This is a genomic window from Pseudomonas sp. NBRC 111127 (genome assembly GCF_001320345.1).
Lineage (GTDB): Bacteria > Pseudomonadota > Gammaproteobacteria > Pseudomonadales > Pseudomonadaceae > Aquipseudomonas > Aquipseudomonas juntendi.
The window spans coordinates 13,463-28,493 of the sequence record NZ_BCBD01000015.1 but is presented as its reverse complement, the minus strand read 5'-3'; the positions used below and the strand labels follow the sequence as shown (position 1 = coordinate 28,493).

Annotated in this window: 12 protein-coding genes; 10 read left to right on the top strand and 2 right to left on the bottom strand. The window is 63.7% G+C overall.

What is annotated here, in order from left to right; genetic code table 11:
- Positions 1–78: 78 nt before the first annotated feature.
- Positions 79–1,077: an alpha/beta hydrolase family protein gene (locus APH30_RS04930; RefSeq protein ID WP_054911836.1), complete on the bottom strand. Its 999-nt coding sequence runs from the start codon at positions 1,075–1,077 to the stop codon at positions 79–81.
- 94 nt (positions 1,078–1,171) lie between these two features.
- On the opposite strand from APH30_RS04930, the gene APH30_RS04925 reads away from it, so the two are divergent.
- The 9 genes from APH30_RS04925 (at position 1,172) to trpE (ending at position 12,066) form a co-directional block, all read left to right on the top strand.
- Positions 1,172–3,559, top strand: coding sequence for a PAS domain S-box protein (locus APH30_RS04925; protein ID WP_054911835.1), 2,388 nt, complete (start codon positions 1,172–1,174; stop codon positions 3,557–3,559).
- Between the two features lie 10 nt (positions 3,560–3,569).
- Positions 3,570–4,199, top strand: a complete 630-nt coding sequence (locus tag APH30_RS04920; RefSeq protein ID WP_054911834.1) for a response regulator transcription factor — start codon at positions 3,570–3,572, stop codon at positions 4,197–4,199.
- Positions 4,200–4,436: 237 nt separating this feature from the next.
- On the top strand, positions 4,437–5,561 hold the full coding sequence (locus tag APH30_RS04915) for an ABC transporter ATP-binding protein (RefSeq protein ID WP_054906233.1): 1,125 nt from the start codon (positions 4,437–4,439) through the stop codon (positions 5,559–5,561).
- A gap of 40 nt (positions 5,562–5,601) precedes the next feature.
- A complete protein-coding gene (locus APH30_RS04910; RefSeq protein ID WP_054911833.1) occupies positions 5,602–6,636 on the top strand; it encodes an ABC transporter substrate-binding protein in 1,035 nt (344 codons plus the stop codon).
- A 60-nt stretch (positions 6,637–6,696) separates the two neighbouring features.
- Positions 6,697–7,944, top strand: coding sequence for an ABC transporter permease (locus tag APH30_RS04905; protein WP_009685250.1), 1,248 nt, complete (start codon positions 6,697–6,699; stop codon positions 7,942–7,944).
- A gap of 11 nt (positions 7,945–7,955) precedes the next feature.
- Positions 7,956–8,783 (top strand): ABC transporter permease, encoded by an 828-nt coding sequence (locus APH30_RS04900; RefSeq protein ID WP_054911832.1) that lies wholly within the window; start codon positions 7,956–7,958, stop codon positions 8,781–8,783.
- Between the two features lie 242 nt (positions 8,784–9,025).
- Complete coding sequence (rpe, locus tag APH30_RS04895; RefSeq protein WP_029885954.1) at positions 9,026–9,700, top strand: ribulose-phosphate 3-epimerase; 675 nt, start codon at positions 9,026–9,028, stop codon at positions 9,698–9,700.
- A complete protein-coding gene (locus APH30_RS04890; protein ID WP_029885955.1) occupies positions 9,697–10,515 on the top strand; it encodes a phosphoglycolate phosphatase in 819 nt (272 codons plus the stop codon). Before rpe ends, APH30_RS04890 begins: the two co-directional genes overlap by 4 nt.
- A 69-nt stretch (positions 10,516–10,584) precedes the next feature.
- Complete coding sequence (gene trpE, locus APH30_RS04885; RefSeq protein ID WP_054911831.1) at positions 10,585–12,066, top strand: anthranilate synthase component I; 1,482 nt, start codon at positions 10,585–10,587, stop codon at positions 12,064–12,066.
- A gap of 109 nt (positions 12,067–12,175) precedes the next feature.
- On the opposite strand, the gene estP is transcribed toward trpE, so the two are convergent.
- Positions 12,176–14,065: an esterase EstP gene (gene estP, locus APH30_RS04880; protein WP_054911830.1), complete on the bottom strand. Its 1,890-nt coding sequence runs from the start codon at positions 14,063–14,065 to the stop codon at positions 12,176–12,178.
- A gap of 367 nt (positions 14,066–14,432) precedes the next feature.
- On the opposite strand from estP, the gene APH30_RS04875 reads away from it, so the two are divergent.
- Entirely contained in the window at positions 14,433–15,026 is a 594-nt protein-coding gene (locus APH30_RS04875) for an aminodeoxychorismate/anthranilate synthase component II (protein ID WP_054911829.1), read from the top strand.
- Positions 15,027–15,031 lie beyond the last annotated feature (5 nt).

Genomic DNA, 15,031 nt, shown 5'->3' with positions numbered 1-15,031 from the left:
TGGATTCTTCGCGGGCACGCCCGCTCCCACAGGTAATACACAACGCCTGAATATTGTGGCCTACCTGTAGGGGCAACCTTACCCTTGCGGGTTCATCCAGCCTCGCACGCGGCGGAACAACTGCTCTTGCTCGGCGGCCTGGTTGCCTGGCATGGCGATCAACGACAACTGCCGGTACTGGCTGTCTTTCTGCCGCTTGCTGGCCTGCAAGCGCAGCGCGGCGGCGCTGCGGTCAGCACTGCGGGTGGCGTAGTAGATGTCGGCGGTGGGCACCTTCAACGTCGGCGCCAGGCTTTCCAGGTCATGCTCCACGCGCGCCGGCGTCTGCGCCGCTACCATGACCAGCTTGTGCACCTGCGGCGGCTGTTTTTCGCTCAGGTAGCGTGCAGCCCAGTACGCACCGCTGCCATGGCCGATCAGCACGATGCTGCGGGCATTGCGCTGCTGGGCGAACGCCACGGCAGCGTCCAGGCGGGCGAAAATCCGCTCGGCATCGGCCGGGTCGCTCTGTTCGCTGGCCAGTTCGGTATCGGTGCTTTCTGCGGTGTCGGCATCGGCGGCGGTGGCCTGGGCGACATTGGCATTGGCGTCGGCTGGCACATCCTTGACCGGTGCACGCTCACCCTGGGCTTGGTCCGTTGCGGCCTTGGGCTTGGCTTCTATCCGGGCTTGCGGGCTGTCGGCGAGCAGGTCAGGCAGGCTGATGCTCAGGCTGTGCCAGCCGACATCAGGGAATTTTTGCCGCAGCGGGCCAACGGCATTTGGCCAGTCGGCGTTTTCGCCGGCACCCGGCACGATGATCACGGCACCTTGCGGATCACTGTCGTTGGCCGGCTTCCACAACGCCAGGAAACTGTCGGCACCTGCCTGTAGCGTCTGTTGCTCGGCCTTGGGTACCAGCCGCTCGAGTGCCAGGGCATCCTCTTGGCTGCGCTCGAGCAGCGGCGGGCGCGGTGTTTCGGCGGCCGGTGCCGCATTGGCCGCCGGCGGTGTTTCGGCATCGGCGGCCAAGGCGCCGAGTGGCAGGAGCGAAGCCAGGCAGCACATTGCCAGCGTCGTGCGATAAAGTGTGGACATGCGTCAACCCAAGGCCAGAATGATACCGGCAGCCTAATAGTATTTGCCCGTGACGGCCATGCTGCATGGCCGCCTTGCCAAGACGAGCGTATAGATGAAGCGAGTGCGTCGCCTGTTGGTTATCGGCTGCTTGTGGCTGCCCTTGATTGCCTTTGCCCGGCCCGAGGCGCCGGCCACTGTTGCGCTCGAGCCGGCCCAGCAGCAGTGGTTGGACGCGCACCGCAGCCTGCGTGTGGGCCTGGTGTTGCAAGCGCCCTATGCTCAGTTCGACCGGCGCCTGCAGCAGTTGTACGGTGCCAACGTCGAATTGGTCAGCAACCTGGCACACGTGCTGCGCCTGGACCTGACCTGGCGCCATTTCAGTGACCAGGCCAGCCTGGAGCATGCCCTGCAGAACGGCGAAATCGACTTCGCCCCCGGCCTTACCCAGACCCCGGCCAGCCTGCGCCTGTGGTTGTTCAGCGACCCGTACATGCGCGTGCCGCAATTGGTGGTAGGGCCACGCACCGGGGCCATGGCGGTCGAGCTGGAAAAGCTCGACCGCGAGCAGCGCGTGGCCGTGCGCATGCCCAGCCAACTGGCAGAGTACTTGCGCGGTAACTACAGCAACCTGAACTTGCAGGGGGTGCCCAGCGAGCGCGAGGCCTTGCAGCTGGTGGTGGGCGGCCAGGCCAGCTTCGCCGTGCTGGACGAGGCGCAACTCAGCCGCCTGTCACGCGAGAGCGAGTTCGGTGAGCTGGCCGTGGTGGGCGATATTGGCCTGCCGCAGTTGCTGCGGCTTGGCTCGCGGCGTGACTGGCCGGTGTTGGCCGATGTGCTCGAACAAGGCTTGCAGGCCCTGCCTGCCAAGGAGCTGGAGCAACTGCACCAGCGCTGGTTGCAGCCAAAGTACCCGCGCCTGAGCGAGTCGCCCGGTTTCTGGCAGAACCTGGCGCTGCTGTTCGGCCTGCTGCTGCTGTGCGCCCTGGCTACCCTGCTATGGCAACGCCGGCAACAGCGCCAGCTGGAGCGCAGCCTGCTGGCTGCGCGGGAAAGCCTGGTGGAGCGCCAGGTGCGTGAAGAGGCCCTGCGCCTGAGCCAGTTCGCGATTGACCAGAGTACGGTGGGTATTCTGTGGGTCAACTGGGACAGCCATGTCCGGTACGCCAACCACGCCGCTGAACGCATGCTCGGTTATGCCGACGGCGAGCTTCTGGAGCGGCCGCTGAGCGACTTCGAACCGAGCCTGAGCATGGACCGCTGGCTGGAGCTGTGGAAAGGCGCCCGCGCCGGGGCTGGCGGTGTCGGCCAGTTCGAGGCGCAGTGCAAGCGCGCGGACCACAGCTTGCTGCCGGTCGAGCTGTCGTTGAGCTTCTTGCGCTTTCGCGACTCGGAGTACCTGGTGGTGTACCTGGCCGACGTTACCGAACGGCACCGGGCCTTGGCGGCTTTACGCGAAAGCGAGGCGCGGCTGAAGGGCATTGCCGGCAACGTGCCGGGGCTGGTGTTCCGCCTGGAGCGGGACCCGGCCGAGGGCGAGCTGGAGTTCCCCTATATCAGTGAAGGCAGCGAGGCCCTGGTCGGGTATGCGCCCAGCGAGATCCAGCACCCGCAAATGGGCCTGCGCAACCTGGTACACCCCGATGACCGCGCCGATTACCACCGGGTCCAGGACCTGGCCCTGGCCAGCGACCAGGACTGGTCCTGGCAGGGGCGTATTCTCACCCGCCAGGGTGAACAGCGCTGGGCCGACATCAAGGCCAGTACCCGGCACCTGGGCAACGGTCAGGTGGTATGGGACGGCGTGGTGTGGGATATCACCCAGGGCAAGCGGGCCGAACTGGCGCTGGCCAAGTCACAGGAGCAGCTGCGCGAGCTGTCGGCCCACCTGGAAAGCGTGCGCGAGGAAGAGAAGGCCCGCATCGCCCGCGAAGTGCATGATGAGCTGGGGCAGATGCTGACCGTGCTCAAGCTGGAAGTGTCGATGTGCGAGCTGGCGTTTGCCGAGCTGGACCCGGGGCTCAACGAGCGCCTGGCCAGCATGAAGCGCTTGATCGCCCAGTTGTTCCAGTTGGTGCGTGATGTGGCCACTGCCCTGCGCCCGCCGATCCTCGACGCGGGCATCGCCTCGGCCATCGAGTGGCAGGCCAGGCGCTTCGAAGCCCGTACGCAAATCCCCTGCCTGGTGCAGGTACCGGATAATCTGCCAGCATTGAGTGACGCCAAGGCCACCGGGCTGTTCCGCATTCTGCAGGAGGCGTTGACCAATGTGATGCGCCATGCCCAGGCGCACAGCGTGGAAATCGAGCTGGTTCATCAGGGCGGGCAGTTACGCCTGACAGTCAGTGATGATGGCCAGGGCTTTTGCCGTGAGCAGACCCGGCCCACCTCGTTTGGCCTGGTCGGCGTACGCGAGCGGGTACTGATGTTGGGCGGCAGCATGGTGCTGGACAGTCAGCCGGGCGAGGGCACCAGCCTGAGCGTGGCCATACCGTTGGAGTAGGAGAGCAAACGTGATTCGAGTGCTGGTGGCCGAAGACCACACCATTGTCCGTGAAGGCATCAAGCAGTTGATTAGCCTGGCCAAGGACATGCAGGTGGTGGGGGAGGCCGGGAATGGCGAGCAGTTGCTCGAGACCCTGCGGCATACGCCGTGCGAAGTGGTGCTGCTGGATATCTCGATGCCTGGCGTGAGCGGGCTGGAGGCGATCCCGCGGATTCGCGCGCTGCTCGACGCGCCGGCGATCCTGATGCTGTCGATGCATGACGAGGCGCAAATGGCCGCGCGGGCGCTGAAGGCCGGTGCGGCGGGCTATGCCACCAAGGACAGTGACCCGGCGCTACTGCTGACGGCGATTCGCCGGGTGGCTGCTGGCGGGCGCTATATCGACCCGGCGTTGGCTGACCGCATGGTGTTCGAAGTGGGCCTGACCGAGTCGCGGCCGTTGCACACCCTGCTCTCGGAGCGGGAGTTTTCCGTGTTCGAGCGCCTGGCCCAGGGCGCCAACGTCAATGACATTGCCCAGCAACTGGCGCTGTCGAGCAAGACCATCAGTACACACAAGGCGCGGCTGATGCAGAAGCTGAAGGTGAACTCGCTGGCGGAGCTTGTGAAGTACGCCATGGAGCACAAGCTGGTCTGATTGCGACCCCGGCGGTATCTGCGGTGCAGCGGGAATTCTGGGGCCGCTGCGCGCACCATCGCGACACAAGGCAGCCCCCCAGGGGCAAGGCTGTTCTGAACGCGCCATCCTTGTAGGGCAATCCCTACATCAAATCTTCCATCCGGATGATGGCATTCTCTCAGCACCCCCGATTTTCCGGCGCTTGCGCCTCTTTTACGCTTTGCCCACGCAGTCATCCAACAAGAAGGTGCAGGCATGAGCGAGGCGAAGTCGAACGCTGCAACCAGCGAAACGCTGGTCAGCTTCCGTGGTGTGCAGAAGAGCTACGACGGCGAGTCGCTGATCGTCAAAGACCTTAACCTGGATATCCGCAAGGGCGAATTCCTCACCCTGCTTGGCCCTTCTGGCTCCGGCAAGACCACCAGCCTGATGATGCTGGCAGGGTTCGAAACCCCTACCGCCGGGGAAATCCACCTGGCCGGGCGCTCGATCAACAATGTACCGCCGCACAAGCGTGATATCGGCATGGTGTTCCAGAACTATGCGCTGTTCCCGCACATGACGGTTGCGGAAAACCTGGCCTTCCCGCTGACCGTACGCAATTTGAGCAAGACCGATATCAGCGAACGGGTCAAGCGCGTGCTGAACATGGTGCAACTGGATGCCTTTGCCAAGCGCTACCCCGGCCAGCTTTCTGGCGGCCAGCAACAGCGCGTGGCGTTGGCCCGGGCGCTGGTGTTCGAGCCCCAGTTGGTGCTGATGGACGAGCCGCTCGGGGCACTGGACAAACAGCTGCGTGAGCACATGCAGATGGAGATCAAGCACATTCACCAGCGCCTGGGGGTGACCGTGGTGTACGTGACCCACGATCAGGGCGAAGCGCTGACCATGTCTGATCGGGTGGCGGTATTCCACCAGGGTGAGATCCAGCAGATCGCCGACCCGCGCACGCTGTACGAGGAACCCTGCAACACCTTCGTCGCCAATTTCATCGGCGAGAACAACCGCCTCAACGGCACGCTGCTGGCCAGCGACGGCAAGCGCTGCCAGGTGCAGCTGCCGCGCGGCGAGCGGATCGAGGCACTGGCAGTGAATGTCGGCCAGGCCGGCGAACCGGTCACCCTGTCCATCCGCCCCGAGCGGGTACGCCTGAACGGCCACAGTGAAAGCTGCGCGAACCGCTTCTCGGGCCGGGTGGCGGAGTTCATCTACCTGGGCGACCACGTGCGGGTGCGCCTGGAAGTTTGCGGCAAGGGCGATTTCTTCGTGAAACAGCCCATTGCCGAACTCGACCCGGCCCTGGCCGTGGGCGATGTGGTACCGCTGGGCTGGGAGGTGGAGCACGCCCGCGCGCTCGATCCGATTGCCGAAGCCCATTGATGGATTGCTTCACCAACCCTGTACTGTGGAGAGAACAAGAATGCGCAAGCAGTTGAAACTGACCGCCCTGGCCCTGGGGCTGTTCACCGCCGGCCAGGCCATGGCCGCAGACCTCACCGTGGTCTCGTTCGGCGGGGCCAACAAGGCCGCCCAGGTCAAGGCGTTCTACGAGCCGTGGGAAAAGGCCGGGCATGGCAAGATCGTCGCAGGCGAGTACAACGGCGAAATGGCCAAGGTCAAAGCCATGGTCGATACCAAAAGCGTGTCGTGGAACCTGGTGGAGGTGGAGTCGCCAGAGCTGGCCCGCGGCTGTGACGAGGGCATGTTCGAAGAGATCGACCCCGCCCTGTTCGGCAACGAAGCCGATTACGTGCCGGGCGCCATCCAGCCTTGTGGCGTGGGCTTCTTCGTCTGGTCCACGGTATTGGCCTACAACGCGGACAAGCTCAAGACCGCACCGACCAGCTGGGCCGACTTCTGGGACACCAAGAAATTCCCTGGCAAGCGCGGCTTGCGCAAGGGCGCCAAGTACACCCTGGAATTCGCCCTGATGGCCGACGGCGTGGCGCCCAAGGACGTTTACCAGGTGCTGGGTACCAAAGAGGGCGTGGACCGCGCCTTCAAGAAGCTCGACGAGCTCAAGCCAAGCATCCAGTGGTGGGAAGCGGGTGCCCAGCCACCTCAGTACCTGGCCTCGGGTGACGTGGTCATGAGCTCGGCCTATAACGGCCGCATCGCGGCGGTGCAGAAGGAAAGCAACCTCAAGGTGGTGTGGAATGGCGGCATCTATGACTTCGATGCCTGGGCCATCCCGAAAGGTGCCAAGGATGCCGACCAGGCGAAGAAATTCATCGCCTTCAGCGTGCAGCCTGAGCAGCAGAAGATCTACTCCGAGAACATCGCCTACGGCCCGGCCAATTCCAAGGCAGTGAGCCTGCTGTCGGACGAGGTGAAGAAAGACATGCCGACCACGCCTGAGAACATTGCCAACCAGGTGCAGATCGACGTGGCCTTCTGGGCCGACAACAGCGAGCAGCTGGAGCAACGCTTCAACGCCTGGGCGGCGAAGAAGTAACCGACCAGCGCAAGGGGCCGCGATGCGGCCCCAATTTCAGTTCGTATCGCGGAGTTTGCCATGGCCATTGCAGTGCCACTCAAAGAAGGCGCAGGTCAAAGTCTGAAGCAGCGCCTCAAGCATGCCGAGCGGGTCAACCGCTGGAAGGCGCAAGCGCTGATCGCGCCGCTGGCGCTGTTCCTTCTGCTGGTGTTCCTGGTGCCGATCGCGGCGCTGCTGTACAAAAGCGTCGGCAACCCGGAGGTGGTCGGTGGCCTGCCGCGCACGGTCGACGTCATCAGCCAGTGGGACGGCAAGAGCCTGCCTGGCGAGGACGTGTACAAGGCGCTGAGCCAGGACCTGGCCGAGTCGCGCAAGAACCAGACCCTGGGCGACCTGTCCAAACGCCTGAACATGGAACTGGCCGGTTACCGCAGCCTGCTGGCCAAGACGGCGCGCGCATTGCCGTTCAAGAGCGAGCCCGCCTCTTACAAGGATGCCCTGCAGGCCCTGGACGAACGTTGGGGCGACCCGGCCTACTGGCAGGCGATCCGCCGCAACACCAGCACGCTGACCCCGTTCTACCTGCTGGCTTCGCTAGACCACCGTATCGATGACCTTGGCGAACTGGCCAAGGCTACCCCGGACCAGGCCATTTACCTGGATATCTTTGCCCGCACCCTGTGGATGGGCGTGGTGATTACCGCCATCTGCCTGGTGCTGGCCTACCCGCTGGCGTACCTGCTGGCCAACCTGCCGACCCGGCAGAGCAACCTGTTGATGATTCTGGTGTTGCTGCCGTTCTGGACCTCGATCCTGGTGCGGGTGGCAGCGTGGATCGTACTGCTGCAGTCGGGCGGGCTGATCAACAGTGCGCTGATGGCCATGGGCATCATCGACCAGCCGCTGGAACTGGTGTTCAACCGCACCGGCGTGTACATCTCGATGGTGCACATTCTGCTGCCGTTCATGATCCTGCCGCTGTACAGCGTGATGAAAGGCATTTCGCCAAGCTACATGCGCGCGGCGATTTCGCTGGGTTGCCACCCGTTCGCCAGTTTCTGGCGGGTGTACTTCCCCCAGACGTATGCCGGTGTCGGCGCCGGGTGCCTGCTGGTATTCATCCTGGCCATTGGTTACTACATCACCCCGGCACTGCTGGGTAGCCCGAACGACCAGATGGTCAGCTACTTCGTGGCCTTCTATACCAACACCAGCATCAACTGGGGCATGGCCACCGCACTGGGCGGGCTGTTGCTGCTGGCGACCGTGCTGCTGTACCTGATCTATAGCTGGCTGGTCGGCGCCAGCCGCCTGCGCCTGAGCTGAGGAGCCTTGTCATGCTGAGCCCTTACATGTCGCCCGTGGAGCGGGTGTGGTTCTACAGCCTGCGCATTCTTTGCGGCCTGATCCTGCTGTTCCTGATCTTGCCGGTGCTGGTGATCGTGCCCTTGTCGTTCAACAGTGGCAGCTTCCTGGTGTACCCGCTGCAGGGCTTCTCGCTGCAGTGGTACCAGGACTTCTTCAACTCGGCCGAATGGATGCGGGCGCTGAAGAACAGCATCATCGTTGCCCCTGCGGCCACGGTGCTGGCCATGGTGTTCGGCACGTTGGCAGCCATCGGCCTGACCCGCGGCGACTTTCCCGGCAAGTCGCTGGTGATGGCACTGGTGATTTCGCCGATGGTGGTGCCGGTGGTGATCATCGGGGTGGCCAGCTACCTGTTCTTTGCCCCGCTGGGCATGGGCAACAGCTTCACCTCGCTGATTCTGGTGCATGCGGTGCTGGGCGTGCCGTTCGTCATCATCACGGTGTCGGCAACCTTGCAGGGCTTCAACTACAACCTGGTGCGCGCGGCAGCCAGCCTGGGCGCTTCGCCACTGCTGGCCTTCCGCCGGGTGACCCTGCCGCTGATCGCCCCCGGGGTGATTTCGGGGGCGCTGTTCGCCTTTGCCACGTCGTTCGATGAGGTGGTGGTGACCCTGTTTCTTGCCGGCCCGGAACAGGCGACCCTGCCGCGGCAGATGTTCAGCGGTATTCGCGAGAACCTGAGCCCGACCATCGCTGCCGCGGCGACGTTGCTGATTGCGTTTTCGGTGATCTTGCTGCTGACCCTGGAGTGGCTGCGCGGGCGTAGCGAGAAGCTGAGAACCCAGCAGCCTGGCTGATGTTCCAGTAGCTGTACGGGCCCTATCGCCGGCAAGCCGGCTCCCACATGGGATCTCCACAGGTTTCTGCATCTCATGACTCTTGTGCAGAACGCTGTGGGAGCCGGCTTGCCGGCGATAGGGCCCGTACAGGCACTACAAGACTTTTGGTCACTGGTCGACACCCATTGATACCAATCAGCCCTCACCCCCGTTGCCTGAGTTACAATGCGCGCCACCGTGATTCTGCCAACAGGTGCGCCATGCAGCCCTACGCTATTGCCCCCTCCATTCTTTCTGCCGATTTCGCCCGCCTGGGCGAGGATGTCGACAAGGTACTGGCGGCGGGTGCCGACATCGTCCACTTCGATGTCATGGACAACCACTACGTTCCCAACCTGACCATCGGCCCGATGGTGTGCACTGCCCTGCGTAAGTATGGCGTCACCGCCCCGATCGATGTGCACCTGATGGTCAGCCCGGTCGATCGCATCATCGGCGACTTCATCGAAGCCGGCGCCACCTACATCACCTTCCACCCGGAAGCTTCGCAGCACATCGACCGTTCGCTGCAACTGATCAAGGACGGCGGCTGCAAGGCCGGGCTGGTGTTCAACCCGGCCACCAGCCTGGACGCCCTGAAGTACGTCATGGACAAGATCGACATGGTGCTGCTGATGAGCGTCAACCCGGGTTTCGGCGGGCAGAAGTTCATCCCTGGCACACTCGACAAGCTGCGTGAAGCGCGTGCGTTGATCGACGCCAGTGGCCGTGATATCCGCCTGGAAATCGACGGTGGCGTCAACGTCAACAACATCCGCGAGATCGCTGCCGCTGGCGCCGACACGTTCGTGGCCGGCTCGGCGATCTTCAATGCCCCGGACTACCAGGAAGTCATCGCCAAAATGCGCGCCGAACTGGCCCAGGCTCGCCCATGAGTGGCTTCGAGCAGCTGTTTCCGGGGACGCTCCCCAGGCTGGTGATGTTCGATCTGGACGGTACCCTGATCGATTCCGTGCCAGACCTGGCCGCCGCCGTGGACCGCATGCTGCTCGAACTGGGGCGCCCGCCTGCTGGCCTTGAGGCGGTACGCCAATGGGTCGGCAATGGCGCCCAGGTGCTCGTGCGCCGCGCCCTGGCCGGTGGCATCGAGCATGAAACCGTGGACGATGCGCTGGCTGAACAGGGCTTGGCGCTGTTCATGGAAGCCTACGCCGAAAGCCATGAGCTCACCGTGGTTTACCCCGGGGTCAAGGACACCCTGCGCTGGCTGCACAAGCAGGGCGTGGAAATGGCCTTGATCACCAACAAGCCGGAGCGCTTCGTCGCGCCCTTGCTGGACCAGATGAAGATCGGCCGGTATTTCCGCTGGATCATCGGCGGTGACACCCTGCCACAGAAAAAGCCCGACCCGGCGGCGCTGCTGTTCGTCATGCAAATGGCGGGCGTGAGCCCGCAACAGTCGCTGTTTGTCGGCGACTCGCGCAGCGACGTGCAGGCGGCAAAGGCGGCCGGGGTGCAGTGCGTGGGGCTGACCTACGGCTACAACCATGGCCGGCCCATCAAGGACGAGTCGCCAAGCCTGGTGATCGACGATCTGCGTGCATTGCTGCCCGGTTGCGCAGACCCGGCCACTGGGATAACGTTGGCGGACCTTCAAGCCTCAGCAGACAGAGAGTCCACCGTGGCGGTTACTGGCAAATTCTGGATGAAAGTCATCAAGGCCTTGGCCCGTTGGCGTTGGCGCGCCTGACTTCAGCCTGCCGGCGCATGCCGGCCCGTCCGTTTGCCTGACCCATTGCTGCTTGCCACGAGGCTACTCATGAACCACGAAGAATTCCTGCGCCTGGCTGCTGCCGGCTATAACCGCATTCCCCTGGCCTGCGAAACCCTGGCCGACTTCGATACGCCGCTGTCGATCTACCTGAAGCTGGCCGACCAGGCCAACTCGTACCTGCTCGAATCGGTGCAGGGCGGCGAGAAATGGGGCCGTTACTCGATGATCGGCCTGCCCTCGCGGACGGTGATGCGGGTGCACGGCTATCACGTCAGCATCCTGCAGGACGGTGTCGAGGTTGAACGCCACGATGTCGAAGACCCGCTGGCCTTTGTCGAGACCTTCAAGGAGCGCTACAAGGTCGCCGACATTCCCGGCCTGCCACGTTTCAATGGCGGCCTGGTCGGTTACTTCGGCTACGACTGCGTGCGCTATGTGGAAAAGCGCCTGGGGGCCAGCCCGAACCCAGACCCGCTGGGTGTGCCCGACATTCTGCTGATGGTCTCGGACGCGGTCGTGGTATTCGACAACCTGGCCGGCAAGATGCACGCCATCGTGCTGGTAGACCCTGCGCAAGATCAGGCTTTCGAGCAAGGCCAGGCGCGCCTGCAAGACTTGCTGGAAACCCTGCGCCAGCCTATTACCCCACGCCGAGGCCTGGACCTGAGCGGCCCGCAGGCTGCCGAGCCGGCATTCCGCTCCAGCTACACCCGTGAGGACTACGAAAGCGCCGTTGGCCGCATCAAGGAATACATCCTGGCTGGCGACTGCATGCAGGTGGTGCCGTCACAACGTATGTCGATCGACTTCAAGGCGGCGCCAATCGACCTCTACCGCGCTTTGCGCTGCTTCAACCCGACGCCTTACATGTACTTCTTCAATTTTGGCGACTTCCACGTGGTTGGCAGCTCGCCAGAAGTGCTGGTGCGGGTCGAGGACAACCTGGTCACCGTGCGCCCGATTGCCGGTACCCGCCCGCGTGGCGCAACCGAAGAGGCCGACCGTGCGCTGGAAGACGACCTGCTGTCGGACGACAAAGAGATCGCCGAGCACCTGATGCTGATCGACCTGGGCCGCAACGATGTCGGCCGGGTGTCCTCCACGGGCAGCGTACGCCTGACCGAGAAGATGGTGATCGAGCGCTACTCCAACGTCATGCACATTGTTTCCAACGTCACCGGCCACTTGCGCGAAGGGCTGACGGCGATGGATGCACTGCGCGCGATCCTGCCTGCCGGTACCCTGTCGGGGGCGCCGAAGATCCGTGCAATGGAGATCATCGACGAACTGGAGCCGGTCAAGCGTGGTGTATATGGCGGTGCCGTGGGGTACTTCGCCTGGAATGGCAACATGGATACCGCCATTGCCATTCGTACGGCGGTGATCAAGGACGGCGAGCTGCATGTGCAGGCAGGTGGCGGTATCGTTGCCGACTCGGTGCCGGCGCTGGAGTGGGAAGAAACCATCAACAAGCGCCGGGCGATGTTCCGTGCGGTGGCCTTGGCTGAGCAGACTTGCGCCAAATAATTCACTAGCCTCTGGGCTGCCGCCTGCAAGGAATCGCATTCACGGCGATTGCGCTTCCCTGTAGGAGCGGCCTTGTGTCGCGAAAGGGCCGCAAAGCGGCCCCAGCCAGCTAGAAATCGACGCTAACCCCCAGACTCACCCCCTGCTGCGTCAGCTCATCACTCTTGCGCCAGTTGTAGTTGCCGCGCAAATGCACCCCCGCCACCACTTCATGGCTTACCCCCAGGCTGGCCCGGGTCAGGTCGCTGTGCGGCGTATACCCGGTCAGGGTGAAGTCATTCGCCGGCAAGCTGGTCAGGTGCATGGTCACGTCCTGCTGGTCATCCTCGAACTCATGCTCTTGCGCCACCTCGGCGAACAGCCGGGTAGAGGGCAGCACCTGCACGCTGCCCAGCAGCCCCACGCCCAGGCGGCGTGACGTGCGCTCCTGGTCATCGAAGCCCAGGGCTGTGGAGCGCCCGCTCTTCTCGTCGTAGCCGTCCACCTTGACCCGCGCGTAATCGGCGCTGATGAACGGCGCCAGCTGCCAGTTGCTGCTGTCCGCCATCAGGTTGTAGCCCAACCGTGCGGACATCGCCCAGGCTTCACCGTCGGTGTCGCCCTTTTCGCTACGGTCGTTCACGCCCAGGGCAAAGGTGCGCTTGAGGTCGCTATAGTCCAGGTGCCCGGCTGTCAGCGCAGCATCGGCCCACCAGCGGTCCTGCCGGTACTGGGCGAAGGCGCTGGCCAGGTAGCTGTCGAGCTTGTAGTCCGAGTCTTGCGCGCCTGCTTCCAGCTTCTGCCGGTAGACGCCGCCCGCCAGCCCCAGGCGCCAGGCATCGTTCAGGCGGTAGCTGCCACCCACGGTCAGGTTGTACCCCCGGCCATCGCCGCTGGCCGCGCTGCGCTGGCTGTCGAAGTCCAGGTCCTGGGCGCCGCTGCTGACAAACGCTTGCCACTGGCCGATCGCCTGCCATGGCGTTTGCCATTGGCTGCGCAATTCATCCTGGTGGGCACGCAGGCTGGCGTGGGCCATTTCCGGCAGCAGGGACAGTTCCCATGGCGCGGACAGGATCGAGTAGGCGTAATCGGCAATCAGTTGCTGGCCGGCGATGGTCGGGTGCACCGAATCGTTGAACAGTAGCCGGGTCGGGTCTGGCGTGGTGCCGTCGATGCCATGGACCGGGTTGCCCACGCAGCCTTGCCCGCTGTAGCAAGTGCCGACCAGGTTCTGGTCAGGTGCCAGGCCGAACTGGCTGGGGCTGGCCAAGGCCTCGCTCAGCAACACAGGGATGTTCAGGGGGATGACCTGGGCATCGATCTGCCTCAGCTGGCCCAGCAGCGATTGATTGAACGCCCCGGACAGCAACGAGAGCGGGTTCTGTTGCGGCGTGCCGCTGAAGTTCGGTGTTTGGCCAAGGTCGGGAAGCAGCCAGACCATGATGTAGCGTGCGCCACCTTGTTGCAGGGCCTGAGCGCTGGCGGCCAGCCGAGCACCGGCCGCCACTGCGTCGGCCGGGCTGTTGACCAGGCCTTGCAGAAAGTCGTTGCCGCCGCCGGTCAGGTAGTACAGGGCATTGGGGTCGGCGCGCAGCCCGTTGGCCAGGTAGCCAGGCTTCTCTCGCAACACCGTCCCAGCGCCTGGGTTGCCGGGTGGAATGACGGTTCTGGAGGTTTCGGTGATCGAATCAAGAATCTGTTGCGTGGTGTAGCCCCCTACCGCCCAGTTGTTGCCGTCGGGGCGTACACCGACCGAGGTGGAGGGGTTCAGCGCATTGGGGTCTATGCCCAAACGGCCACCGAGGATCATCGGCGACACCGGGGCAAAATTGCCATCGGCATCACGGTTGGTGAAGCGGGCGCCGGAGGTGCCACCTGTCAGGTCGGGGAACTGCCCGGCATCTGCCAGGCTGTCGCCGAATACGATCAGCGTGGAATAGGGCGAGGGGGTGGCAAAGGCCTGGCTGCAGGCCAGGGCTAATGAAGCGAAGGCAAAGCGCAAAAGTGGAGCTTTTCTCATCGCGGAACATCCTTTTCTTTGTTTTTATGAGAACAACCTGATCGACATTAGCAAATCGTGGGGCTTCGCTCCCAAGTCCATTCGTTTCCCCGTGTTTACAGGCATATTGCGCCCGCCGCGCCGGTAGGCTACTGTGCCGTGACGTATGAGCGAGACCTACCCTGTGTTGATCGTCAGCAAACTCTTGATGCGCGTAATCAAGGCCCACGCCCGTTGGCGTTGGCGCGCCTGACTTTATCCCCTGCCGGCCAGTCCGGCCCGCCCCTGTTTGCCTTCCTGTTCCTCGCCCTCAAGTGGCACAGCCACCGCTATGGCGGGCAGAGGGAGGTTCGAATTTGAAGTCAGTAAGTTCAAGAGGTTTAACACCATGTTACTGATGATCGACAACTACGACTCATTTACTTACAACGTTGTGCAGTACCTTGGCGAGCTGGGTGCCGAGGTCAAGGTCGTTCGCAATGACGAACTGACCATTGCCCAGATCGAAGCCCTGAACCCCGAGCGGATCGTCGTCTCCCCTGGCCCGTGCACGCCGAGCGAGGCGGGTGTGTCCATCGAGGCCATCCTGCATTTCGCCGGCAAGCTGCCGATCCTCGGCGTATGCCTGGGCCACCAGTCCATCGGCCAGGCCTTTGGCGGTGACGTGGTCCGGGCTCGCCAGGTGATGCATGGCAAGACCAGCCCGGTACTCCACCGCGACCTCGGCGTGTTTGCCGGCCTCAACAACCCGCTGACGGTGACCCGCTACCACTCGCTGGTGGTCACGCGCGACACCTTGCCTGACTGCCTGGAAGTGACCGCCTGGACGGCCCATGCAGATGGTTCGGTCGACGAGATCATGGGCCTGCGCCATAAAACGCTGAACATCGAAGGGGTGCAGTTCCACCCTGAGTCGATCCTCACCGAGCAGGGCCACGAGCTGTTCGCCAACTTCCTCAAGCAGACCGGCGGCCGCCGCTAAGGATT